The organism is Candidatus Sulfuricurvum sp. RIFRC-1 (genome assembly GCF_000310245.1).
Classification (GTDB): Bacteria; Campylobacterota; Campylobacteria; order Campylobacterales; family Sulfurimonadaceae; genus Sulfuricurvum.
Genome location: NC_020505.1, coordinates 501294 through 525211, shown reverse-complemented (window position 1 = coordinate 525211; position 23918 = coordinate 501294). Strand labels below are relative to the sequence as shown.

At 45.3% G+C, this 23918-nt stretch carries 28 protein-coding genes; 15 read left to right on the top strand and 13 right to left on the bottom strand.

Going from position 1 to position 23918, the window contains the following annotated elements; all coding sequences use genetic code 11:
• Nucleotides 1–24: 24 nt before the first annotated feature.
• The 3 genes from B649_RS02795 to B649_RS02785 are packed head-to-tail and all read right to left on the bottom strand — an operon-like array spanning nt 25 to nt 1904.
• Nucleotides 25–942 carry an SPFH domain-containing protein gene (locus B649_RS02795; protein WP_015652985.1) on the bottom strand — a complete coding sequence of 306 codons (918 nt, stop codon included), beginning with the start codon at nt 940–942 and terminating at the stop codon, nt 25–27.
• Nucleotides 943–959: 17 nt separating this feature from the next.
• Entirely contained in the window at nt 960–1394 is a 435-nt protein-coding gene (locus B649_RS02790) for an NfeD family protein (protein ID WP_015652984.1), read from the bottom strand.
• A 3-nt stretch (nt 1395–1397) separates the two neighbouring features.
• Nucleotides 1398–1904, bottom strand: a complete 507-nt coding sequence (locus B649_RS02785; protein WP_015652983.1) for a hypothetical protein — start codon at nt 1902–1904, stop codon at nt 1398–1400.
• Between the two features lie 82 nt (nt 1905–1986).
• On the opposite strand from B649_RS02785, the gene B649_RS02780 reads away from it, so the two are divergent.
• On the top strand, nt 1987–2388 hold the full coding sequence (locus tag B649_RS02780; RefSeq protein ID WP_015652982.1) for a YchJ family metal-binding protein: 402 nt from the start codon (nt 1987–1989) through the stop codon (nt 2386–2388).
• A gap of 21 nt (nt 2389–2409) precedes the next feature.
• Here B649_RS02780 and B649_RS02775 read toward each other — a convergent pair whose 3' ends face one another.
• A complete protein-coding gene (locus B649_RS02775; RefSeq protein ID WP_015652981.1) occupies nt 2410–3213 on the bottom strand; it encodes a formylglycine-generating enzyme family protein in 804 nt (267 codons plus the stop codon).
• 113 nt (nt 3214–3326) lie between these two features.
• On the opposite strand from B649_RS02775, the gene B649_RS02770 reads away from it, so the two are divergent.
• From B649_RS02770 to B649_RS02740, 7 genes are all read left to right on the top strand, one after another.
• A complete protein-coding gene (locus B649_RS02770; RefSeq protein WP_015652980.1) occupies nt 3327–3791 on the top strand; it encodes a hypothetical protein in 465 nt (154 codons plus the stop codon).
• Nucleotides 3792–3915: 124 nt separating this feature from the next.
• Nucleotides 3916–5241, top strand: a complete 1326-nt coding sequence (gene rho / locus B649_RS02765) for a transcription termination factor Rho (protein ID WP_015652979.1) — start codon at nt 3916–3918, stop codon at nt 5239–5241.
• Nucleotide 5242: 1 nt separating this feature from the next.
• Nucleotides 5243–5989 (top strand): glutamate racemase, encoded by a 747-nt coding sequence (murI, locus tag B649_RS02760; protein WP_015652978.1) that lies wholly within the window; start codon nt 5243–5245, stop codon nt 5987–5989.
• Between the two features lie 57 nt (nt 5990–6046).
• The gene (locus B649_RS02755; protein ID WP_015652977.1) at nt 6047–7687 is read left to right on the top strand and encodes a DNA polymerase III subunit gamma/tau; all 1641 of its coding nucleotides are present in this window, start codon (nt 6047–6049) and stop codon (nt 7685–7687) included.
• 190 nt (nt 7688–7877) lie between these two features.
• On the top strand, nt 7878–8096 hold the full coding sequence (locus B649_RS02750) for a cold-shock protein (protein WP_015652976.1): 219 nt from the start codon (nt 7878–7880) through the stop codon (nt 8094–8096).
• Between the two features lie 130 nt (nt 8097–8226).
• Entirely contained in the window at nt 8227–8412 is a 186-nt protein-coding gene (locus tag B649_RS02745) for a hypothetical protein (protein WP_015652975.1), read from the top strand.
• Between the two features lie 75 nt (nt 8413–8487).
• Nucleotides 8488–8847 carry a cupin domain-containing protein gene (locus B649_RS02740; RefSeq protein WP_015652974.1) on the top strand — a complete coding sequence of 120 codons (360 nt, stop codon included), beginning with the start codon at nt 8488–8490 and terminating at the stop codon, nt 8845–8847.
• Nucleotides 8848–8860: 13 nt separating this feature from the next.
• On the opposite strand, the gene B649_RS12430 is transcribed toward B649_RS02740, so the two are convergent.
• On the bottom strand, nt 8861–8992 hold the full coding sequence (locus B649_RS12430) for a hypothetical protein (protein ID WP_291750923.1): 132 nt from the start codon (nt 8990–8992) through the stop codon (nt 8861–8863).
• A 114-nt stretch (nt 8993–9106) separates the two neighbouring features.
• Here B649_RS12430 and B649_RS02735 point away from each other — a divergent pair, with 114 nt between their 5' ends.
• The 3 genes from B649_RS02735 (at nt 9107) to B649_RS02725 (ending at nt 10081) form a co-directional block, all read left to right on the top strand.
• Entirely contained in the window at nt 9107–9448 is a 342-nt protein-coding gene (locus B649_RS02735) for a nucleotidyltransferase domain-containing protein (protein ID WP_041192380.1), read from the top strand.
• The gene (locus B649_RS02730; RefSeq protein WP_015652972.1) at nt 9435–9824 is read left to right on the top strand and encodes a HEPN domain-containing protein; all 390 of its coding nucleotides are present in this window, start codon (nt 9435–9437) and stop codon (nt 9822–9824) included. Before B649_RS02735 ends, B649_RS02730 begins: the two co-directional genes overlap by 14 nt.
• A 65-nt stretch (nt 9825–9889) precedes the next feature.
• Nucleotides 9890–10081 carry a YwbE family protein gene (locus tag B649_RS02725; protein ID WP_015652971.1) on the top strand — a complete coding sequence of 64 codons (192 nt, stop codon included), beginning with the start codon at nt 9890–9892 and terminating at the stop codon, nt 10079–10081.
• Nucleotides 10082–10132: 51 nt separating this feature from the next.
• On the opposite strand, the gene B649_RS02720 is transcribed toward B649_RS02725, so the two are convergent.
• The 4 genes from B649_RS02720 to B649_RS02705 all read right to left on the bottom strand — a co-directional run bounded on the left by B649_RS02720 (nt 10133) and on the right by B649_RS02705 (nt 12738).
• Entirely contained in the window at nt 10133–10531 is a 399-nt protein-coding gene (locus B649_RS02720; RefSeq protein WP_015652970.1) for a hypothetical protein, read from the bottom strand.
• Nucleotides 10532–10613: 82 nt separating this feature from the next.
• A complete protein-coding gene (locus B649_RS02715; protein ID WP_015652969.1) occupies nt 10614–11255 on the bottom strand; it encodes a 3-methyladenine DNA glycosylase in 642 nt (213 codons plus the stop codon).
• A 95-nt stretch (nt 11256–11350) separates the two neighbouring features.
• A complete protein-coding gene (locus B649_RS02710; protein WP_015652968.1) occupies nt 11351–12160 on the bottom strand; it encodes a TIGR00282 family metallophosphoesterase in 810 nt (269 codons plus the stop codon).
• Nucleotides 12157–12738 carry a hypothetical protein gene (locus B649_RS02705; RefSeq protein WP_015652967.1) on the bottom strand — a complete coding sequence of 194 codons (582 nt, stop codon included), beginning with the start codon at nt 12736–12738 and terminating at the stop codon, nt 12157–12159. The genes B649_RS02710 and B649_RS02705 overlap by 4 nt, the downstream gene beginning before the upstream one ends.
• Nucleotides 12739–12878: 140 nt before the next feature.
• Between B649_RS02705 and pgaB the strand changes: the two genes are divergently transcribed.
• Genes pgaB through B649_RS02685 form a run of 4 tightly spaced genes read left to right on the top strand, consistent with a single transcriptional unit; the run spans nt 12879 to nt 17175 of the window.
• Complete coding sequence (pgaB, locus tag B649_RS02700) at nt 12879–14888, top strand: poly-beta-1,6-N-acetyl-D-glucosamine N-deacetylase PgaB (protein ID WP_015652966.1); 2010 nt, start codon at nt 12879–12881, stop codon at nt 14886–14888.
• 12 nt (nt 14889–14900) lie between these two features.
• Complete coding sequence (pgaC, locus tag B649_RS02695) at nt 14901–16193, top strand: poly-beta-1,6-N-acetyl-D-glucosamine synthase (RefSeq protein WP_015652965.1); 1293 nt, start codon at nt 14901–14903, stop codon at nt 16191–16193.
• A 1-nt stretch (nt 16194) separates the two neighbouring features.
• A complete protein-coding gene (gene pgaD / locus B649_RS12425) occupies nt 16195–16638 on the top strand; it encodes a poly-beta-1,6-N-acetyl-D-glucosamine biosynthesis protein PgaD (protein ID WP_015652964.1) in 444 nt (147 codons plus the stop codon).
• Nucleotides 16639–16644: 6 nt separating this feature from the next.
• Complete coding sequence (locus tag B649_RS02685) at nt 16645–17175, top strand: YgjP-like metallopeptidase domain-containing protein (RefSeq protein ID WP_015652963.1); 531 nt, start codon at nt 16645–16647, stop codon at nt 17173–17175.
• Here B649_RS02685 and rlmC read toward each other — a convergent pair.
• Genes rlmC through B649_RS02665 form a run of 4 tightly spaced genes read right to left on the bottom strand, consistent with a single transcriptional unit; the run spans nt 17142 to nt 23914 of the window.
• Nucleotides 17142–18260: a 23S rRNA (uracil(747)-C(5))-methyltransferase RlmC gene (gene rlmC, locus B649_RS02680; protein ID WP_015652962.1), complete on the bottom strand. Its 1119-nt coding sequence runs from the start codon at nt 18258–18260 to the stop codon at nt 17142–17144. The genes B649_RS02685 and rlmC overlap by 34 nt on opposite strands.
• Complete coding sequence (locus B649_RS02675; RefSeq protein WP_015652961.1) at nt 18257–21241, bottom strand: DEAD/DEAH box helicase; 2985 nt, start codon at nt 21239–21241, stop codon at nt 18257–18259. Before B649_RS02675 ends, rlmC begins: the two co-directional genes overlap by 4 nt.
• Nucleotides 21219–22382 carry a Mur ligase family protein gene (locus B649_RS02670; protein ID WP_015652960.1) on the bottom strand — a complete coding sequence of 388 codons (1164 nt, stop codon included), beginning with the start codon at nt 22380–22382 and terminating at the stop codon, nt 21219–21221. Before B649_RS02670 ends, B649_RS02675 begins: the two co-directional genes overlap by 23 nt.
• Entirely contained in the window at nt 22379–23914 is a 1536-nt protein-coding gene (locus tag B649_RS02665; protein ID WP_015652959.1) for a GGDEF domain-containing protein, read from the bottom strand. Before B649_RS02665 ends, B649_RS02670 begins: the two co-directional genes overlap by 4 nt.
• Nucleotides 23915–23918: the final 4 nt, after the last annotated feature.

The window sequence follows — 23918 nt, the reverse complement described above, 5'->3', positions numbered from 1 at the left end:
AGGTAAAAAAAATGGCAAATTGCCCTATTTTTTCTCCCCCAGAGCTGTACCTAAATATCCTAACGATCCGACTGCCCCAGCAAGACTTTGCTGCCAATCTGCGGGCATAAAGACGACTTTTGAGTTTGCCGATTCACTCAAATTTTTCACACTGTCAATATAACGCTGTGCCAACAGATAGTGTGGAGAAGCCTCTCCCGCTGCGAATCCCTGTGCCACAACAACCATCGATTTGCGATCCCCTTCGGCCAGTTCCACTTTTGCCTGAGCTTCAAGTTTCGCTGCTTCGAGTCTCCCTTCTGCTTGTAAAATAACGGATTGTTTTAACCCCTCTGCTTGAGCGATAGCAGCTCGTTTCTGACCGTCCGCGATCAAAATAGCCGCTTCACGTTCACGATCTGCCGCCGCTTGACGCTCCATCGCCTCTTGGAGATTTTGACTCGGGCGAATATCCTGAACTTCCAAATTACCCAATGTCAAACCCCATCCGCTGAGCGAATCGCGGATCTTGCCCGCAACTTCGGCTTTGATCACATCACGTTGGGAGAGCGATTCATTGAGGGTCATCCCTCCGATCACCGCACGCAGCGTCGTTGTGGTCATATTGGCAACAGCACTCTCAAAATTGCTGATCGAATACGACGCTTTACCCGGATCGGTAACACGGTAAAAGACGACCGCACTGATAATAACAACGGCATTGTCTTTGGTGATCACCTCTTGTTCACGCGTTTGCTGGATCAGCTCTTTGGTGACGATTTTATACGCGACAATATCCACAATCGGAATCAGCAAATGCAACCCCGGTAAAAGGGTGGTATGATATTTGCCCAACCGCTCGACGACCCACTCTTCCCCTTGAGGAACGATACGTACCATTTGCGACAGTGTATACACCACCGCGACCATTAATACTAACGGAAAAAGAAGCGTTGCATCCATACTATGAATCCTTTGATTTAAATTTTTTCGACAATGAGCGTATTACCGTTCAATTTTACAATCCGAATCTCGGCGTTGGGTTCAATCGTGCCCTCAGCACTCACCGCAGGCCAATGACGCCCTCCGATCACCGGTTCATACAGTTCTACTTCCCCCTCTTGGTGAGGTGAAATGATACTCAAGGCCACACCCTTGATTCCGACAAACTCATTATGGGTTCCTACCGCATCCTGAGTATCATCCCCCATACCCCGCTTTTTAAACACTACCGCTCCGATAATCATAAATACCGAAGCGATAATCAACTGCCAAAAGAGCGATTCCGGGAGAAAAAACGATACTGCCGCTGCCGCTAAAAAACCTACTCCCGCAAACAGCGCAAAGAAGGTAGGGATTGTCATCTCAACCACAAATGCCAAAACACCTAAAATCAGCCAAAGATAATACGACATCCTCTACCCCTGCACTTCGATAGCGGCATAGCGTTTTTCCAGTGCCGTTAACTCTTCAAACTTAGGACCGTTCATCAATTTTAGAAAAATACCAAAACTAATAAGCACCAAAGGGGTTTCCAATTGTCCGCTTGAAAGATACAAAATTATCCCTCCGATAGTGATAGCTTCACATAAACTCCATAATATAAAGAGTATGGAAAGATAATTAGAAAAAAAAGACGGTTGATCTGGGTTCTTTGCATCTTTCGATTTTTTAAATATGTTATCTGATGACAACAACTTTTGACGCATGTATCGAACAATCCCCACTGCAATCAAAGCGTACGCAAATATCCCATAAGTTACTGTCGTCAATGTCGAAGCATCGTTAATAGCAGGGGGAATTGGCGCATACAAATGGATAAAGACAATAACAACTCCATACGTAAAACTACCCATCATCATCATAAAATGAATCATCCGAAAAGCTCGAAGTTTTTCTCGAATCAGCGAATTTATATCTTCCATACATTCCCTTTATTTATAAATCGGAACATAGCATACAACTTCAATACTTACGCTATAATAAACTAAAAAAAACGAACTTTACATGAAAATATCATCCAATTCCCTCTGCCCCTGTCACAGCGGTAAAAAATACAAACAATGCTGCCAACCTTACCACAAAGGGATACTCCCCTCTAATGCAGAGAAATTGATGCGTTCACGCTACAGTGCCTTTGGACTGGGTTTAGCCGAATACATCATGGCAACGACCCATCCTGATAATATAGACTTTAGTGATGATAAAGTGAACTGGAAACAAAGCATTATGCACTTTTCGGAAAACACCCGCTTTTTAGGCTTAAAAATTACAAAGTTTATTGATGAAGAGGGTGAAGCATTTGTAACATTTGAAGCGATGTTGGATAGCGGCATTTTAAAAGAGAAAAGCCGCTTTTTAAAAATAGAGGGGAAATGGCTCTATGAGAGCGGAAAATTTGAAGACTAATCAGCGCGCTATGGCATCAGATCATTTAAACGGGTCCCCATTGATCACCAATCGAAATCCGATGTCATTGGAGACAAAATCGGGGCGGGAATAACCTCGGAACGAACTTCGAAGACACAAATAACCCGTTTTGTAGCTTCCCCCGCGACGTACTTTGAACGATTCACTCTCAGCCCCGCCGATACGGGGGCTTCCATCCCTCGGAGCACCGTTATAGTTGGCGAAAAAATCGTCCTCGCACCACTCCCATACATTCCCCAGCAGCCCATAAATCCCTAATCGATTCGGTGTTTTACACTCTACCGTAGCGGTTCGCCCGTTGGAACTGTATTCATAGATAGCGTGATCATCAAGCATCGCTTCGGAATCACCGAAGGTAAAACGGGTATTGCCTCCCGCTTTTACGACGTATTCCCACTGAGCTTCGGTTGGCAAAGCATAAAAACGGGTTTTTCCCTCGTAACGGTTCAACAGTTCTACGTATGCCTTTGCATCAAACCAGCTCACCTGTTCCACCGGATGACGGCGGGAGCTCTCCTCTTCAACTTTGTCATTTTTAAAAAATGCAGGATTAACGCGGGTGAGTTTAAAATATTGTTCTTGAGTTACCGGGTATTTCGCAATCCAAAATCCGCTCAGCTTGACGGGATGCTCAGGAGATTCGACATCTCCCCCCTCGTTATACTGCGGATTACGACCCATCGTAAACTCTCCGCCGTCGATGTAGAGAAACTCCATCCCGATCGAATTCGTAAAATCTCTGGGAGTCTCTACGGCTTTGACCACGACAGTTTCTTCAGTTTTCTTTTTTAAAAAATCGAGCAAAATGAACCTTTTAAAATATGTTTATTACACTTCTGAAAATCAGTGTAGCAAAAAGCGTTCACATCTTGATCCGATGCTTACTATTTTGACCCTTTTGAGATAAAATCTTCTGCATGAAACTCTTTTTTTCTATACTCTTGCTACTCTCTTCATTGTCTGCAAAAGATATTGATCTCTACGCAACGCCAGGAATGATATCGCACCATTTCGGCAGTACTGAAAATGGAGGAAAATATAATGAAAATCATCATGCTTTCGGGGCAGAACTCCTATACGATCAGCACTACACCTTGGCCTATCTTCATTTTACCAACTCCCGTAACAAAACAACCGATATTACAGCAATCGGCTATCGATACGATCTGATAGATTCCTTTGGTATCTACGGAGTCATCGGATATCAACACGGTTACTGCTTCGATGGGCTCAAATCGGTCGAATGTACTGAAGGAAAAGACAATACCGGTATTGCTTTTATGCCGATGCTGTATTATCGCCATAAATATTTTATTCTCGACTTTATGACACAAGGGAGCATGATCGCTCTCAAACTCAATCTTAAACTTTATCCGTACTAAATATTCCCTTTCTTGACAACCTGCTTCGCTATAGTTTATAATGTCGGAACAAAACAATGACCTGTCAATGACATCTCACCTAAAACTCGCCGATTAAATCCACACACTTTAAGGCATTCCACGCATGAGCGATACCGCAAAAACTCCTCGAAATAACTCGAAAAACCGTACCCACATACCGGTTGACGGCTTTACCATTGAAGCCCTACGTACTAAAAAACTCGAAGATCTCCTCGAGATTGCCGCGTCATTGAACATCGAAGACCCCAACGAACTCAAACGCCAAGATTTGATTTTTGAAATTCTTAAAACCCAAGTTCAACAGGGTGGATTCATTCTCTTCACCGGTATTTTGGAGATTATGCAAGACGGCTACGGCTTCTTGCGTGCGGTAGACCAAAGCTTCAGCGACTCGATGCACGATGCTTATGTTTCCAGCACTCAAATCCGCCGTTTTGCTCTTCGTAACGGGGATATCGTTACGGGGCAGGTTCGTGCACCGAAAGACCAAGAGCGCTACTATGCCCTCCTCAAAGTCGAAGCGATCAACTACCTCCCTCCCGAAGAGTCTAAAAAACGTCCACTCTTTGAAAACCTTACACCTCTTTATGCATTAGAACAAATTAAACTCGAATATCAGCCGACCAAACTTACCGGTCGTATGATGGACCTTTTTGCCCCTATCGGTAAAGGACAGCGCGGACTCATCGTTGCACCTCCACGTTCCGGTAAAACAGAGCTCATGAAAGAGATCGCGCATGGGGTGACGAACAATCATCCTGAAATCGAGCTCATGGTTCTCCTCGTCGATGAACGTCCCGAAGAGGTTACCGACATGGAGCGCTCCGTCAAAGGGGAAGTCTACAGCTCAACGTTCGACGAACCGGCAAAAAATCACGTCAAAGTAGCCGAAATGGTCATCGAGCGTGCAAAAAGACGCGTTGAGCTTGGCAAAGACGTGGTTATCCTCCTTGACTCGATCACCCGACTTGCCCGTGCGTACAATACCGTTACTCCGAGTTCAGGAAAAGTTCTCTCGGGAGGGGTGGATGCTAATGCACTCCATAAACCGAAACGATTCTTCGGTGCGGCGCGTAACATCGAAAACGGCGGAAGTTTGACCATCATCGCGACTGCCCTTGTCGAGACGGGAAGCCGTATGGATGAAGTCATTTTCGAAGAGTTCAAAGGAACCGGTAACTCCGAGATCGTCCTCAGCCGTAAAATCTCCGATCGCCGTATCTTCCCGGCTATCGATATTCTCAAATCGGGAACTCGTAAAGAAGAACTCCTCCTCGGGCCGGATGTGCTGCAAAAAGTATTCGTACTTCGTTCGATGCTGCATAAACAAGAGGACGAAGTCGAAGCACTCCGCTTCCTCTACAACACCATGCTCAAAAGTAAATCGAATATCGAGTTTCTTGATAGTATGAACGAGTCAAGCAAATAAGATGAGAGTCGGCGTCTTTGATAGCGGTGTCGGAGGATTAAGCGTCGTCAAATCGTTGTTGGAGCATAAACTCTTTGAAGAGATTATCTACTTCGGCGATACTGCCCGCGTCCCCTACGGCGTCAAAGATCAAAACACTATCATCCGCTACTCCCTCGAAGCCCTCGAATTTTTCAAAAACTTTGAAATCGATCTGTTGATCACTGCATGTAATACCGTCAGTGCTTATGCCCTTGATGAGATGAGAGAGCACAGTGACTGTGACGTAATCGGAGTGGTCGATCCGGGAGTGTTGGCACTCAAAAACGCCATCCCCTCAACCGATGCCAATATTCTGATTCTCGGCACCAAAGCGACCGTCAAATCGGGAGCCTATGAAAAAGGGCTTCGTAAGCTCGGATACCAAAATCTCAGCGCTATTGCAACTTCGTTACTGGTTCCTATCGTCGAAGAAGGACTCTATGAGGGTGAAGTACTCCAAAGCGCATTGCATCATTATTTCGGTTCATTAAACAAAAGACCCGATGCGGTTATCCTTGGATGCACCCATTTTCCACTCGTTGCTACTGCGATTAACAACTATTTCGAAGGGAAAAGCACCCTTATCCACTCGGGTGAAGCGATCGTCGAATATTTAGAGAGCCATTACGATTTTACGAAACGATTTGAGGAAACCAGCCTCAAATTTTTTGCCTCCGAAAATCCCGAAGGGCTTCGCCGCGTTGCCAAAGAGTGGCTGTCACTGTAATCTAAAATTTATCGTAACCACGGTAAACTCACTTACTCAAAAGCAAAGAGGTCTCAATTGGGCACATCCGAAGTACTTGCACTCAAATACCGTCCTCGACGTTTCGAAGAGCTCATCGGGCAAGAGAGTATTTCCCAAACCCTCTCTCTGGCCCTCGATTCGGGGCGGCTCTCTCACGCCTATCTGTTCTCAGGTTTACGCGGATCGGGTAAAACTTCTACCGCACGGATTTTTGCTAAATCACTCATTTGTGAGAACGGCCCGACTTCGGCTCCGTGTGACGTGTGCAGCCACTGTGTGATGGCAAACGAGGGTCGTCATATCGACATCATTGAGATGGACGCCGCTTCCAGCCGTAAAATCGATGATATCCGCGATCTGATCGAACATACCAAATACCGTCCTGCCAGCGCCAAGGTCAAGATTTTTATCATTGATGAAGTGCACATGCTCACCAAAGAGGCGCACAATGCCCTCCTCAAAACCCTCGAAGAGCCGCCGGAATACGTCAAATTTATTTTGGCAACCACCGATCCGCTCAAACTTCCGCCGACCATTTTGAGCCGTACACAGCATTTTCGGTTCAAACGGATCAGCCACCCGAACATCGTCCACCATCTCAGCCACATCCTCCATTTGGAGAATATCGAGTACCAAGCCGAAGCCCTCGATATTTTGGCGCGCAGCGGTTCAGGAAGCCTACGCGATACCCTTACCCTCATGGATCAGGCAATCATCTACTCCAAAGGGTTTGTGGATGTCAAAACCATTGCCGATATGCTGGGGCTTCTCGATCCCGATTATATCAGCCGTCTTTTTGATGCCATTTTCGCCAAAGACCGCACGACATTGATACAAATGCTCCAAGAACTCGAAGCGTATGAGTCAGAAATGGTGATCGATGAACTGATCGCTTACCTCAAAGAGCGTTTGTATGAGGGGGATCACCGTTTCAGCCCCCTCGTGATCGAACGTTTTTTCCGAATCCTCAGCGATGCAAAAACCCTTTTCGCGATCAACGCAGACGGCGGATTTGTCGTGAGCCTTGTCCTCTTTAAAATGATCGAAGCCCTCAAGATCAAAGAGATCGATGAGATGATTGAATCTCTCGAATCGCGCGTATCCCACGCACCTGCAAAAGCTTCGGTTGCCGTAAGTGTGAGTGAAGCACCGACCATCCACGTCACCCCGACACCGCCTGCGGTAAAATCCCCTTACGAGCAACTGTGTGAGCGGATCAGTGACCGAAGTGCCGAGCTTGGAATCTGTTTTAAGAACAATGTTACATTCCTATCCTTCGACAATGATACCCTTACATGGGAAAGCTGTGCAGAGGGTGAGGATAAAGAACTTCTCAAAAACAGTTTTGGAATCATCCGCCAATTTGTAAGAGAGATCTACGGTATCGATACACAGATCAAATCTCAGGGGTGTACTAAAACTTCGGAAGAACTCGCCCCTCCACCACCTCCTGAAGCTGAGACACCTATTAGCGTTGATACCCAGAGTGAAGAGAATTTCCCCGAGCCCGCTTCGATGGTTGAAGATGCCGAAATAGGGGTTGGAAGCTGTGTCAGTCAATGCGATGAGAGCAGTGTCAAAGAGTTTGACGGCAGTGATGTACTCAAAGAGCCAATGATCCAAAAAGCGGCAGAACTCTTCGAAGCGACGAAAATCACCGTCCAATCTAAAGTTTAACATTTTTCCTTGCTATTAAGTTTTTTTTCAGCTACAATACTCTCTATAGAAAGATGATTTAGAGTTTCATCTTTGGTTTGCTTTTTATTGAAGACCTTTTAGTTAACAGTACGATCTACCATAAGAATACTCCACTTTATATTTTCGACCACCTCGGCAACGAAGTGTATAACAACAAAAAGGGTCTATTATGGCAGAAGTACTAAACGGAACAGTTAAATGGTTCAACAGCGAAAAAGGTTTTGGATTTATCCAACAAGATAACGGCGGGAAAGATGTATTCGTACATTTCCGTCAAATCAACAGCACTGGTTATGGCCGTGTTTCTCTTGACGAAGGTCAAAAAGTGACTTACACTGTAGGTCAAGGTGAAAAAGGTCCACAAGCAGAAAACGTTACTGCACTGTAACTTCTTCCTCCGGGCAGATTTTTCTGCCCACTATTAACTGATATCATTAATCCAAACAAAGCCCATCTACTAAATCATTTTACTAAGACACTGATAGGTGTTTTTCCGAGCCGATTTAAAAGGAACACCCATGGAAAGCAAAGAAGCCGTTTTAGAAGCATTAAAAGAAGGTAAAAAGCTTACCAGCAACGTCACAGGATTGCAGTACACCCTTATCGGCGGACAACTGCACGCACGTAACGGCGAAAAGACCGACTGGCACGAAAGTGAACTCAGTTTCGACAATCCTCCATCATGGTTAAACCTTCGCGCGTAAGCGGAGGTTCTTTTTTTTAACTCCCCTAAAACAATTCTACGATACCCTTACGTAATCAACCATTACGAGGCACTTATGTTCTTACACAAACACATCGACACCATCGAAGCAACTCCCCAAAAAGCGGGCAAAGGGGTAAGTATGAAAATGCTCCTCTCACCCGATGAATCCCCCACATTTGCCATGCGTAACTTTACCATCGCCGCAGGAGGTCATATGCCTCTGCATACCAACAGTGTTGAACATGAACAGTACGTCCTAAGCGGTCGCGCACGTGTAGTGATCGGAGATAAAACGATTGAAGCGGGAGCGGGAGATGTGTTGCTGATCCCTGCTGGGGTAGCGCACAGTTATGAGACCCTCGGAGATGACACGTATAGTTTTTTGTGTCTCGTACCTAAGGGTGTAGACATTATCGAAGTATTGGCGTGCTAAAGAGGATGCGGGATTAGTTATTGGTCCCGCGAATTACACGCTTAACATCATCCACACCATCACTGACACCATCGCTAAATTCTTTAGCCGTGCACCCGCTCAACATTAAAATGGTGATGATTGAAAGCATTGTAAAACGAATCATTGATTCTCCTGAAATTGTAAATAGATACGGAATTATAACGCTTTTACGGTTCACATACCGTTTATATAAATTATGCCAAAGCGAGAGAAATCAAAAATCTGTTATAATCTTCCCATGAAGTTAAACAACATACTAAAAGATCAAATCATCTACCAACTCACTCCGCTCAATCCCATGCAAATAGTCCTATTTGGAAGCTATGCGTATGGTGAACCGACCGAAAACAGTGATATTGATTTGTATGTTGTTACCGACGATGAGTTTATCCCTCAAAATTGGGGCGAAAAAAACCAAATTTATCTCAAAGTTGCGAAAGCGTTAGAGAGTATTGTGCGTGCACATCCCACCGATTTGATCGTTCATACCAAAGCAATGCACCGAGAATTTATCGCCCTCAATAGCTCTTTTTCGAGAGAGATCACGACCAAAGGTATCAAGCTCTATGAATCGGCTTAGCCAAGCATGGCTCCAAGCTGCTTCTGATGATCTCGACGTTATCGAACAAATCCTTTCGCAACCTCATCTAACCCATCTCGTCGCATTCCATTCTCAGCAAGCCATCGAAAAAACTTTTAAAGCACTTATGGAAGAAAACGGTGAGAATATCCCTAAGATCCATTCGCTCAATAAACTCTTCGATCTCAACAAATCAGAATTGGTATGCGACGATACCGATCTCTTTCATACTCTCGATGAACTCTATATCGAATCCCGCTATCCCGGAGATTTTGGATTGATGCCTAACGGTAAACCAACCGTCGAAGAGGCAAAAGAGTTTTACGAATTTGCTAAAACAATCTACCTACAAACAAAACAAAAAATCGGACAATGAGAGACGAATACGATTTTTCTCAATCTACTGCAAGTATATATAAAAACAAAGAGCAAGGGTCAACTATGGACGGCAAAGAGCGTAAAAATATTATGTCGGGTAAACGGGTAAGCATCGTCCTCAAAGAGGACCGATCGACAGATAGATTAACAGAGGGAGTTGTCCGTGACATCCTCACTAAATCCCCGAACCATCCGCACGGGATTAAAGTGCGTCTTATGAGCGGGGAAGTGGGACGGGTTAAAGAGGTGTTTTAGAAGTCTGCATTCCCACTTAGAAAGTGCGCACAAGGAATGAGAAAAGAACTATTATTTTACTTCTTCTTTTTGAACACTTATATTGTTGTCAGCAACAATACTTTTATGTGGAGAGCATTTTTTATCTGCCAATAAAACCCCTAAATAATCAAACCGTTTTTTATATGATTCCCATTCAGTTCTCTCTGCACCGGACATATCCATAAAAAACCAAGGAACAATAAGAAAAGCTCCAGCTACTCCAAGAGCTACATTAGTACCAATCTGTTGATTTCGTTCTCCCCATTTTCTGTTCATCTCGTTTTCAATATTACTCATTTCATGCATTAGTGATGCACAACTTCTTTCTGAATCACCTGGCATGTATGTCGACATCGTATTTGGTGGTCTTGATGCACAACCAGTAATTAGTAAAAATGATGCCGCCCCGATTATAATAACTTTCTTCAATATATTCCTTTTATTTTAATAAAAATTAATTGTATCTATTTTTATCTTAATTTTTAAAAACAAAAGATATTATTTTTTACAATCAGTATATCAGCTCAACATTTACCTGCTTCCCCTTACTATTCCTCTTCACATACTCCACAATCATCCCATGAAACCGCGCAAATGCGGCAGGGAGCTGTACGGTATCGAAATAGCCTCTCACCCCCGCTTCGCACCACTCCTGCAACTCATCGTAACTCTCGAACTCATATCCGAACGCATTTAACAGCCGTGCCGTGTAGCTGTCCACGACCATCGCGGGACGGGCGCAGGCGTAGCAGAGGATAGAATCTGCCGTCTCAGGTCCGATCCCTTTTTGTGACAAGAGCCACTCTCTATCGACACTGAGGGCAAAAGTTTCGAAGTCGCCGAAATCATCACAGATAGATTGTGAGAGGCGGATCAGGGTTTGGGCTTTGGCTTTGAACAGACCGCTGGGACGGATCAGCTCCATCAGCTCATCAACGTCACAATGGGCTAGGAGATGGAGGGAGAGAAGTTCTTTAATACGGAGGTTATCGAGGGAGATTTGAACCCGTGACCATTGGGTGTTTTGGGTGAGGATGGCACCGACGACGACTTCAAAGGTTCCATAGGATGGCCACCACAGCGGCGGAGACTCTTCTAAGAGTTTTAATTGCTCTAATGCACTGAAAAGTTCGAAAGAATCGGTTAGTTGCATAAAAAGCTCCTTTGGTGTTTTGTCATGCCGTACTTGATACGGTATCTACGCATAAATTAGATGCTGAATCAAGTTCAGCATGACCAATCACATAGTTATTCTTCCACCCACGCATCGGTTCGATGGACACGTCCGTCATCAAATATTTTGAGTTTGAACGCTTCGGTGCATTTCCCCTCATCCAGAGTCAATATAGCGATTTGGAGAATTTTGCGACATTTTTCGGGGACTTCAAAACGTCCCGATACGCCCGTGATAAAGCGTTCCAACGGCACTTTTGAATCCATTCCGATGACGTTATCACGGCAACCTGAGAGACCGATATCGGTGAGATAGGCTGTCCCTTTTGCAATCTGAAAATCATCACTCCCCACATGGGTATGGGTTCCGATGATGCCGCTAATATCGCCTTGGAGCAACATCATCATGGCCCGTTTCTCACTGGAGGCTTCGGCATGGAAATCGAGAAAGATATGCTCAACCCCGTCGTTTTTGAGGTGTGCGACGGTATCGCGGGCGCATCGGAACGCATTATCGACGTACGGCATCCCGTAATGCCCCATGATGTTGAGGACGGCGAGTTTTTCTCCCGCTACGTCAAAGACACGGCACCCCGTTCCCTTGACCCCTTCGGGGTAGTTGTGAGGGCGGAGCATCGGCAGGTTCTCCAACAACGGTTCGACCTCTTTTTTATCCCACGTATGGTTTCCCCCGCTCATGCAGTCGATCCCCATTGCCAAAAGCTCTTGGGCATTTTTCATCGTTACTCCGAAACCGTGCGAAGCGTTCTCGTAGTTGGCGATGACGAAATCGATTCCGTGTTCGCGTCTGAGCTTTAAAAGATACTCTTTAATCATATTCCGTCCCGGACGGCCTACGATATCTCCGATAAAGGCTATTTTCACTCTTTCTCCTCTTTGAGATCCTCTCTAAGCTCTGCGCTTCTTTGTCGAAAGTTCTCACTGTCTCCGTAATCGAAGAATTTTTTATAATTGTTGTGCATCGATTTGACCCGTGATGCATGGCGGATCGGGCACCAGTACTGTTCGGTGCGACCGGCAATCTCGCTAATGTATCCCATCAGTCCGTTGAAATAACTGCAATAGAGACAGTTAAGCTTTTCGATGATGTTGAGATAGGCGAGTCGGTGACGATCGATAAGGATGTAATCACTCCGTTTGACTTTGGTAATCTTGTAGATCGGAAAGCAAATCCACTGATAAAGACTCACAAAAGCATCCAAGATCAATGCAGGGAACAAGACCGACCAGATGACGGGGGCACTCAGCAGATGCAAGATCGGGGTGGTCGCCAAATAGCGCAATAACCCTTGGCGCTCACGCCGGTACGACGCGAGAAGCTCTTCCCGTTTTTTCGTTATTTCACAGCTGAACCGCTCATACTCCTGGTGCAGTTCAGATTCCAGTTCCGATTCGAGGGCTTTAATCTTGGCGACGAGTTCGTCGATCTTTTGATGTTCCATCTCGAACCTTTGCGTAATGTAGTGAAACTATACTATAAGATAGCAAAAGCTGACGTAAGAGATGCCGGTAAAAGTGGGAAGATACAAGGGGTTATACTGTATAATTTTCGATTAAAATTTAAAACAAAGTACTCTACTTTATGCTCAAACCAATCATCAAATTTCTTTTGATCTTCATCGGCATTGCCAACAGTTACCTTATAGCCAATGACCTCCCTAATGTGTGCAGTCGGGATCAAAACCCCAATGAGTTTACGATCCTAAGTTATCACGAAATAGCCGATAAAAGTGAAACGCTCGATTCAACCTATGCGGTTACACCATCTCATTTTGAAGAGCAGATACATTGGCTGATCGATAACGGCTATCACTTTATCGGTATCAATGATATTTTAGCCTACCGGAAAAGTGCAAAACCATTGCCTAAAAAAGCCGTTTTGATGACCTTTGATGATGGGTATCAGTCCGTTTACACCAACGCTTACCCCTTAATCAAAAAATATAAAATTCCGGTTGTCATCGCACTGGTCGGCAGTTGGATGAAGGCTAAAGATACGGTAGATTTTGATGGGCATAAGATTGCGCGTGAGAAGTTTTTAACCCATGAAGCGATCAAGGAAATGGCCGACAGCACTCTGGTCGAGTTTGCAAGTCATAGCTATTTTTTACATAAAGGGATACCGGGCAATCCGCAAGGCAACCTGCAGCCGGCCATGATCACGCGCCAATGGTTGAGCGATAAACGCTCCTATGAAGATGAAAAAAGTTATCAGCAACGTATTTATAATGACTTATCGGAAAACAACCGCTTTATCAAAGAGTATACAGGGCAAAAGCCTCGTGTCATGGTATGGCCGTATGGATATTACAATAAAGAAGTGCGCACCATTGCAGAGCGTTTAGGGATGAGCATCGGATTAACTCTGGATGATGGCAGCAATACACGTATTACCCCTTTGTGGGGGATGCGCCGTATCTTGGTTGATAAAAACATGACCCTTAAAGAGTTAGAACAAAATATCCGCTCACGAAATGCCAATTTGATCGATAACGACCGTACCACAAAAGCCGCGCATGTCGATTTGGATTATATCTATGATTCTGATCCAGAGCAGCAGGAAAGAAATTTGGGTGATTTGCTTGATCGAATAAAAACGTTAGGTATCAATACGGTTTATTTGCAGGCTTTTGCTGACCCTGATGCCAATGGGGCAGCGGACTATGTCTATTTTCCAAACCGAAATATTCCGATGCGTGCCGATTTATTTAATAGGGTGGCTTGGCAGCTTACAACGCGCACACAAGTTAAGCGCATTTATGCCTGGATGCCGATGCTGGCGTGGCAATTGCCGAAAAACAATGCGGTTGCCAAAGAGACGGTAGTAACCTTACAGGTTGATCCGACCCATCTCAATATGGGATATCCGAGGTTATCGCCGTTTTCTCCTAAAGCACGAAAAGTTATTCAGCAGATTTATGAAGATTTGGCTAAATTACCCCGTATTGACGGCATATTGTTTCATGATGATGTAACGCTGTCCGATTTTGAAGATGACAGCACATTTGCACGTAAGCAGTATAAAAAATGGGGATTGGCACACAGTGTAACCAAAATTCGAGAGGAGAGCGAACAGTTAGAAAAGTGGACGAACCTCAAAACGGACTATTTGGATTCGTTCGCGATGCGATTAGCGCAGATTGTTAGAGATGAGCATCCCGGACTTAAAACAGCCCGTAATTTATATGCGCAGGTTGCACTCAATGAGTACGCCGAAGAATGGTATGCGCAAGGATTGAATGAATCGATCAAAAATTATGACTACACCGCTATTATGGCGATGCCGTATATGGAACAAGCCGATGATACACGACAGTTTTACGATAAAATTGTTGAACGTGTAAAGCAAGAAGAGTGTGGGTTGGAACGTACCGTGATGGAGCTGCAAACCATCAATTGGAGAAAAAACGATGAACCGATTTCATCTCAAGAGATGGTTGATACGATAAACCATTTATACGATCTCGGGGTCCATCATGTGGCCTATTATCCGGACAATGTATTTAAAAATATCCCTGATGCCGATACGATGAAACAAGCCTTTGGACAAAAATCAGAGCTTATGCATGGCGATACCATGCTAAGTAAGTAAGAAGGATTTGTAATGACATTTGAACTATTTTGGCATTCACTATGGCACATAGTGCTGGGCTATGTCTTTTATTATCCATTGTTTATGTCAAGTTTGTGGATCGTAGGGGCAATCTTTTTTTATTTTAAAAATGAAAAACCCTATCTCAAATACATTATTCCTCCTCTAAGAGCCAATGAGAGCTGGCAAGGGGTGAGTATTTTGATCCCTTGTTACAATGAAGGGCAAAATGCCATCGAAACCATCACGTATGCCCTCAATGTGGACTACCCTGAATTTGAAGTCATTGCCATTAACGATGGCAGCAAGGATGATACCTTAGAGATTTTAGTCGCTCTGGCAAAGAATAACCCCAAGTTAAAAGTGGTTAATTTAGCCGAAAATCAGGGGAAAGCGTTAGGGCTTCAAGCCGGCGCATTGTTGGCAAAATACGAGTATTTGATATGCATAGACGGAGATGCCTTAATCGATAAACATTGTGTCCATTGGATGGTCAAACATTTTATCCGTTATCCCGAAGTTGCCGCCGTAACGGGTAACCCGCGTATCCGTAATCGCACAAGCCTATTGGGTAAAATCCAGGTGGGTGAGTTTTCTTCTATCGTAGGGATGATCAAGCGGGCACAGCGCAGTTTCGGACGACTATTTACCGTATCGGGTGTCATCACCGGTTTTCGAAAAGCGGCGGTGCATGAAGTGGGGTATTGGAGTCCCGATATGCTGACCGAAGATATCGATATTACCTGGAAACTGCAACGCAACGGTTGGGATGTACGCTTTGAGCCACGAGCACTGGTATGGATTTTGATGCCGGAAACATTGAGCGGATTGTGGAAACAGCGGTTGCGTTGGGCTATGGGCGGTGTTCAAGTGATGCTTAAAAACTTTAAAGTTTTATTTATGCACAAGCAAACCCATCTTTGGGGCCTTATGACGGAACTCATGTTAAGCACCCTTTGGGCCTACAGTATGGTATTGGTGTTTGTCGTCTGGTTAATGAGTTTCTTTACTCCCATTTCCTATGCCATGCCGGATCATTCACCCATTTTACCGGACGAAAGCAGTATTATTCTTATCGGTGCATGTTTGATACAGTTTGCCATCAGTAAATGGTTAGACGGTCATTATGACCAAGGCTTAGGAAAAAACTACTATTGGATGATTTGGTATCCGTTTGCCTATTGGTTGCTGAATCTCTTTACCGCCGTAACCGCTCTACCGAAAGTGTTATTTGGGACGAAAGGACGTGCAAGGTGGGTTAGTCCCGACCGAGGTGTCCATCAACAATTACCGAAAAAGGGGTAAGATGTCTAAAGAAACATTGATTATCAACAAACGCCATGAGCTACCCAAAAGAAAAAGATTAGTGTGGGATGGACTAACCATCGGACTTTGGTTAGGCTTTATCTATTTGTGGAAGCCTTTATTGGTTGTATTTTATGGGATCATTACATTAAAAGTACCGGCGGATAAAATATCCGATTGGATATTTGAAAATATTCATAGTGTAACCTTTGAACATGCAATATCGATGTTAATTGCAACGCCGATTGTGTTGTTTATCCTCTCAAGGCTAAACAGACACAGAGCTCCCAGTGAACATTTGCTCTATAAATCCACTGATTATTCAAATTATTTTCATTTGGACGATGATCAGTTGCAACAGTGTGCAAACAGCCAATTGGTTACGGTTTTCCATGATGATCATGGCCATATAACCCATTTAAATGATCGCATTGAAACGAAGTAATCCCCCATGCAATCGCTTAGATATTTAGCTCACTACAGCCAAGAGATACTCGCTCAGGTACAAAATCTGATCGATACCGACACTCTCGGCGAGCGACTTATCCGTAAATATCCCGATACCCATCCCTACACAACCGACAAAAGCCTCTATGATTATGTTATGGAGATCAAAAACACCCATTTTCGCAGCTCTGCGCCCATCTCAAAAGTACTTTATGATACCAAAATCCGTGATTTAAACTCCGCTTTGGGAACCCACACCTTCGTCTCTCGGGTACAGGGAGGAAAGCTCAAAGCCAAAAACGAGATTCGGATTTCCCACTTTTTTAAAAAAGTCCCGGAGCCGTTTTTGCGGATGATTGTCACCCATGAACTCGCCCATCTCAAAGAGAAAGATCATAACAAAGCCTTTTACTCCCTCTGCACCCATATCGAAACCGAGTACCATCAACTCGAATTTGAGGTAAGACTCTATCTCACCTACATTGATCATTTTGGAGAACTTTATTCTCGTACCAGCTCCACTAAAACTTCATAATGAGCCGTATGGGGAAACATATCGAACAGTTGAACCCGATTCACCGAGTAGCCGCTAAGAAGTTCAAGATCTTTGGCTAAACTCGTCGCATTACAGCTCGAATAGAGTATCCGATCGCTACTGACTCGCATCAACCATTTGCATAACTGCTCACCCAATCCCCGACGGGGCGGATTAACGATAATCAAATCAGGTTTTTCACCCGAACTCGCTCCGAAACTCGCCGCATCGAGAGATTCAAAACGAAGGTTCTTCATCTCCAGCTGTGCCGCCGAATCACGGGCACACTCTATCGCTTCAGGTTCAATCTCGATCCCCATAATACTCCGATCCGGTGCAGTACAATGGAGTGCAAACCCCCCTACGCCGCAAAACAGATCCCACAGAATCTTCGGTTTGCTCTCCCCCGCCCATTCGCTCGCGCTGCGGTATAGCTTTTCAGCGACTTCGGGATTGGTTTGAAAAAAGCTTTTAGGACGGATATAGAGGGGGATACCGTTCAACCGCTCTTCGAGCCGACGCTGTTCAGTAAAAAAGATCTCCTCTTCCCCTTCCAAAATCGCCATGTGGACACTCTGGATATTCACCGTAACCACTTTGAGTTCCGGAGCATGTTTGATCAAGTCATCCAGAGCGTTTTGCAATCGGGCAACAATCCCGTGGGAGCGGAGGACGAAACGGAGCATCATCGAGCCGTTGGATTTGCTTCGCGTAAGGAGAACGTATTTCAACTCCCCTTTTTTCTTTTTAATATCGTACGCTTTGACCCCTAATCCCCGGAGCCAATCTTGAACGCTCTGCAATACTTTTTGCATACTCATATCGTACAACGGACACTCGATCAGACTCACCTCTTCGGAGAGTCCAAGGACTACACCCTCTAACGTCGGAGTTGCCACCATTTTGGCTTTATTCCGAAATCCTTTTAGAGGTGATGTGGCGGGTTTCAACCAATCTCGCGGTTGAAAGGGGTTGAGAAGTGCATGTAAATGGTCACTCTTGAGTTTCAGCTGTTCAGCATAATGATAATCGATCCAGCTGCATGAGCGGCATTGATAGGTATCGAAATAGGAACAAAAACTCATGCTTTTCCTTTTGCCGTGCGGAGATAATGCAAGACGGTACCGATCAAGTCATCATCATCTTTACTCTTACTCTGCAATGTCTCTTTGATACCGCTCGCGTACTCTATCGTGATGTTTTGGTTGTAGTTGCTCACCATTTTAATCTTCTTCTCGATAGAGAGGAGTTTGATCACCATAATCTCAAAGAACTGTTTCGTAGGCGTGTCGGGCTTACCGAAACGATCTCCGACTTCCTCTTCAATTTCATAAATCTCGCTCGGGCTCTCACACTGGCTGAGACGGCGGTAAAGTTCGAGGCGGAGACGGTCTTCGCTCACGATCTCGTCGCTGATAAAGGCGCTGACGGTAAGTTTTATATCCACTTTCGCCCGTACCGCCGTCGTTTGGTTGGTGAGGATTTTAATCGCATCTTCCAGCATCCGCAGATAGAGGGCATATCCGATGTTTTTGATATGACCGCTTTGGGCATCTCCGACGAGGTTCCCCCCGCCTCGAATTTCGAGGTCGTGATAGGCCAACATCGATCCGCTTCCCAAAAAGGAGTTCGATTCTAACGCTACGAGGCGCTTTTTCGCCTCTTCGGTAAGATGATCTTTGTCATCGACGATAAAATAGGCATACCCCTCGGTATGCCCCCGCCCGACCCGACCGCGCAGCTGATGCAGATCGGCCATCCCGAAACGGTCGGCTCCGTCGATAATCATCGTATTCACCGTCGGCATATGGATACCCGACTCGATGATCGATGTGGCAAGGAGGACATCGTATTGGCGATCGGCAAACTTGGCAAGCTCATCTTCCGTTTGAGTCGCACCGATCTGGGAGTGGAGTATTAGAATACGCAGATCGGGAAGGATTGCTTTGAGCTCTCCCGATTTGATAATCATCGAGTCAATCGAGTTGTGAACATAGAACACCTGACCGCCGCGTCGAAGTTCGCGTAAGATTACCTCTTTGATCAGCTTCTCATCGTAGTTTTTAACAAACGTCCGTACCCCTAAACGCTCACTCGGAGGGGTGAGAAGCTCCGACATCGTCTTGATCGAACTAAGCGCCTGATTAAGACTGCGGGGGATCGGGGTCGCACTCATACTGAGGAGGTGGACATTCTCATAAAGCGATTTGAGTTTCTCTTTTTGTTTCACTCCGAATTTATGCTCTTCATCGATGATGACGATTCCAAGCTTCGCACAATTCACCCCAAACAGGGCATGGGTTCCGACGACGCAGTCAAGTTCTCCCGCTTCTAATGCCCGAAGGGTCGCATTTTTCTCTTTCGAGCTGACGAAACGATCCAACTTCGCCACCCGAAGTCCGAACGGAGCTAAACGGGCTTTGAGCGATTGGAAGTGCTGAGAGCTAAGTAGCGTCGTCGGAACGACAAGGAGCGACTGATAGCCCCCCTGCGCAGCCGTAAAGATAGCGTTCATCGCCACTTCGGTTTTTCCGAAACCGACATCTCCGCTGAGGAGCCGATCCATGATCTGACCGGAGGAGAGATCACAGACGATAGCGCTGATGGCACTGGCTTGATCCGGAGTATAATCAAATCCGGCGGCCTCTTGGAATCGACGCAATTCACCCGCATCGACGTTGAGAACCGAAGCCTTAATAAGAGCACGGCTTGCCGCGATCCCCACAATTTCGGAAGCGATCTCAAACAACCGTGCTTTGACCGACTCTTTGAGCTTACCGAAACTTCCCTTGCCCAGACGATCAAGAACGGGAAGGCTTCCAGAAGCGATATAGCGATCGATCGTATCGAGGTTTTCTACGGGAAGGAGAAGTTTGTCATCCCCCATGTATTTGATCACGACAAGGTCTTTAATCCCGCCGAGGATCTCAGCCTGCTCGATCCCCACAAATATCCCGACCCCGTACTCTTCGTGGACAACGTAATCGCCCACTTTCAGATCATCGAGGAGGATGGAAGTACGGCGGCGACGACGTTTTTTCTCATGACGGTTGAGAGAGAGGATGATTTCATCAGGACCGATCAAGTTGAGGACAATCCCCGAGGTTTTAACACAAAGGCCTTTAAGTTCAAAAATCCCCGCCGCTTTAAGCTGGGTATCGCTGGCGGCGATGAGGGTAAATTTTTTGGCTTTATGGACGCTTCGGAGGGTCTCGAAATTCCCTCCCCCCAGTGGAGTATACTTCTGTGACTCAGGGAGTATCTCTGCTTCCAATCGCTCACGCGGGAGTACGCTTTGATTAAGACCGTACGCTTCATCAAGGACACTTTTCATCTCACGGATACGGGCGATCTTTTTCCCCTCGCACAGATCGATCCCCTCAGAACCTAAAACCCAAAATCCGAGTGAGGCGATGTCTTTCACAAAACTGTCGCTTTGGGCTGCATTAATCGCTTTTTCAAAAGCTTTATGCTGATCCGCAGTCAGTGAGAAAAAGGCGCTTGTCACTTCGATAGAGGCTAACTCCTCTTTATCGGTGCGCTGGGTTTCGACATCGAACGCTTTGATCTCTTCCACCTCATCGTCGAACAGACTGATACGGTACGGGTTGCTTTGATTCGGAACATAGATATCGAGGATATCACCGCGATGGGAGACTTCCCCCTCTATTTCCACCATGTCGACGAAGGTATATCCCCAATGGAGCAGCTTCTCTTTAAATGCACTCAGATCGATCCGCGAAGCGAACTCGATCGTCTCGCTTTGGAGTAATGACCCATTCGGCATAGGGAAAAGAAGTGTTTTAAGCGGAGAAATAATCAGCGGTTTTTTGGATGCCGTGTAATAGGTACGCAGTGCAGAAAAAAGGGCAAACAGTTCTTCGCTAAACGGGCGTAAATCGTCCATATAGGTCGCACGAAAATCGGGCAAGACGATGTGTGGGATTTCTAAAAATGTCGATACGTCGCTCAGTTCCGACGCCTCTTTGGCATCCTCGCACAGGAGAATGTCCGGTCGATACTTCGGGTTGTTTTTTAGGTACTCATACCATCGTGCTTGTGACATTCATCCTCTTTAAAAACGTCTCGGCTACACTAAAAGAGCCAAAGACCAAATATTCTTTATCTTCTTCAATCGATTCAAATACGCCATAGGGTATTTCCAATTTCTCCAATACCGATTCAAGCTGATCACGCTCGACAATCCGTCCTTCAGCTACATTGATTATCTCGACACACTCGATAATCGGTTTTAAAAGGCTCAAAATTTCTTGGTAATCTTTGTCCCCGTAGGTGTTATAGACCAAAGTCACTTTTTTACCGGTATACGCTCCAGCTATTGACTCTGCTGCCAATGCGTTATGCCCTACATCCAATGTAATGTTTGAAGCGATACGGCTCAAACGGCCAAACAATGCGCTCTGATCGAACAGCGATTCGTCCGTTTCATAGCCCAAAAGCTCATATGCGGCCATCGCCAACGTCAGATTATCACGTAAATAGTCGCTGAGACTGTTTTTCATGGCAAGATGCAATGCCAGTTCTTGAATGTTTGGTGTAACGCGTTCTGAAAGTGTATCAAGCTTACACCCTTGTGCATCCGCTATAGTGCGAGCAATCGATTCAACTATTGGGTGTTTCTGCTTCCCTAAAAGGGCAACACTTTGCATGCTATTCAATTTGGTCGTGGCAATGGACTCGATGGTAGTCCCCAAAAACGCCGCATGATCATAATCGATAGGGGTAAAGATACTGAGCGCTTTAGGAAATACGGCTGTGGCATCATATTCTCCCCCAAGTCCCGCTTCAAGTACGATATAGTCACACTCTGCATAGGAAACCATTGCCAAAAGAGTCGTGTATTCAAAATAGCTGAGGGCTTCGGCACTTTTGCGGTTCACCATCAAAAGAAGCTTCTGATGGGCAGTTTCCAAAGCCTCATCACTAATCTCATCGCCATCTATCCATATCCGCTCATTAAAATGGAGGATATGAGGAGAGGTGTAATGTCCTACCTTCTTCCCTGAACGATGTAAGGCTGTGGCCAGAAATCGTCCGGTTGAGCCTTTGCCGTTGGTCCCGACAAGATGAATAATTTTAGGTTTCGGCAGAAGGTGCTCAATCTCACGGTACACTATCGGGAAACGATCATAATCGATCACATCATAGAAAAGAGGCTTGGCCGCTAAAAAATCGCTCAGTTTCATGCAGGCTCGACGCGATTTCGCCCTTTGCGTTTGGCATCGTATAGTCGCTCATCCGCCCCGTTAACCAAGGCTTTCATGGAAGGATAATCACTACGCTGAGCCACACCGATGCTCACACTGATACTGATACGCTGTCCTTGATACATAAAATGGGCTTGCTCCACATGGTTACGTACTTTTTCACAAAATACTTTTGCACCCAAAAGTTCCGTATCTCCTAAAATCGCTAAAAACTCTTCTCCGCCGTAACGTCCAACAATATCACTGGTACGCGCTTCTTCTTTGAGGATTTTAGCAAATGCAAGCAATACAGCATCTCCCGCATCATGTCCATACGTATCATTAACCGTTTTAAAATAGTCCAGATCCAGCATGGCGACACAAAAACTGCGTCCATGACGCTCAAATTCAGCTTCTTTGACATTCAGGTACTCTTCGATTGCCCGTTTATTAAAAAGTTTGGTTAAAAAATCTTCACGAGAAGCTTGCGTCGCTTGAGCTAAATCCTCTTCGAGTGCCGCGATCTTTTTCCCCATCTGCGTCACTTTTTCATTGTGTACTTTTAAATCTTTGCTCAACACTTCAACTTTTTCTTCCAAGGTGCTGGCAATCGCATAAAGACGTTTGTGCGCTGTTTTAAAGTCGGTAGGTTTATTGTTTTCTAACGCTTCGAGATCTCGCTTAACCTCACGAATCTCGCTGGTCGAGTTTTCGCTTCGCTCTATCAATTCGATAAGTTGTGCGGAGAGTTTCTCTAAAAGTGTGTCAAGTGCTCTCACCATTTCTTCAACGCTTTGCTTATCCAAAGCCACCCGCATAGCAATAGCCATTTTAAGTTCTTTTTCGCACTCTGCAGTAGCGACGTAAGAAGGTTCATCCCGAAGTTTTTGTGAAAGCTGGATCGTCGCGCTATCCATGGTAGGGGCGATTGAGGGAACCAAAGAAGAGACTAAAAGACGAACCGTTTTCGCATAATCGACTTTCTCACTGCTCCCTTCCTGGAAACGAAGATTCTCGATTGTACTGCGTAAATTAGCCGTATCGACCGATCCGAACGGTGCCAATTTCATCAAAAAAGAGTCATCATACAACGTGAGGAAATTGACCCATGCTTGTTTGAGCAGATCAATCTGTGTCGCACCGCCTTGGGTTTCTAATATGGCAACCGTTTTTTTAGCCAGTGCTGAGGCTTCCGGGTTATGAAGAACATCGATGCTTTGGGCCATTTGTTTTGCCAATGAACTCAAAAGTTCAACCAATACAGAGGCTTCATTAGGGTTAAGACGACTAAGTTTGGAAATGAGGAAACGGATCAGTTCGGCGGTTGTTCGGACACGGTATTGCTTGATCTCTTCCGCCGTTTTTTTATCGAACAGTGGGGTATAACGATCAATTCCGCTGCAATCTTCAACGGAAAATCCCGCTTTTTTTGCCTCAGAACAAAACGTTTCGGCATACGTATCGGGAGTCCATATCTTCCCTTCGCTTTTAAGCCGTTCTACCGTATTTCGGACGATTTGATTAATGGTCATCTTT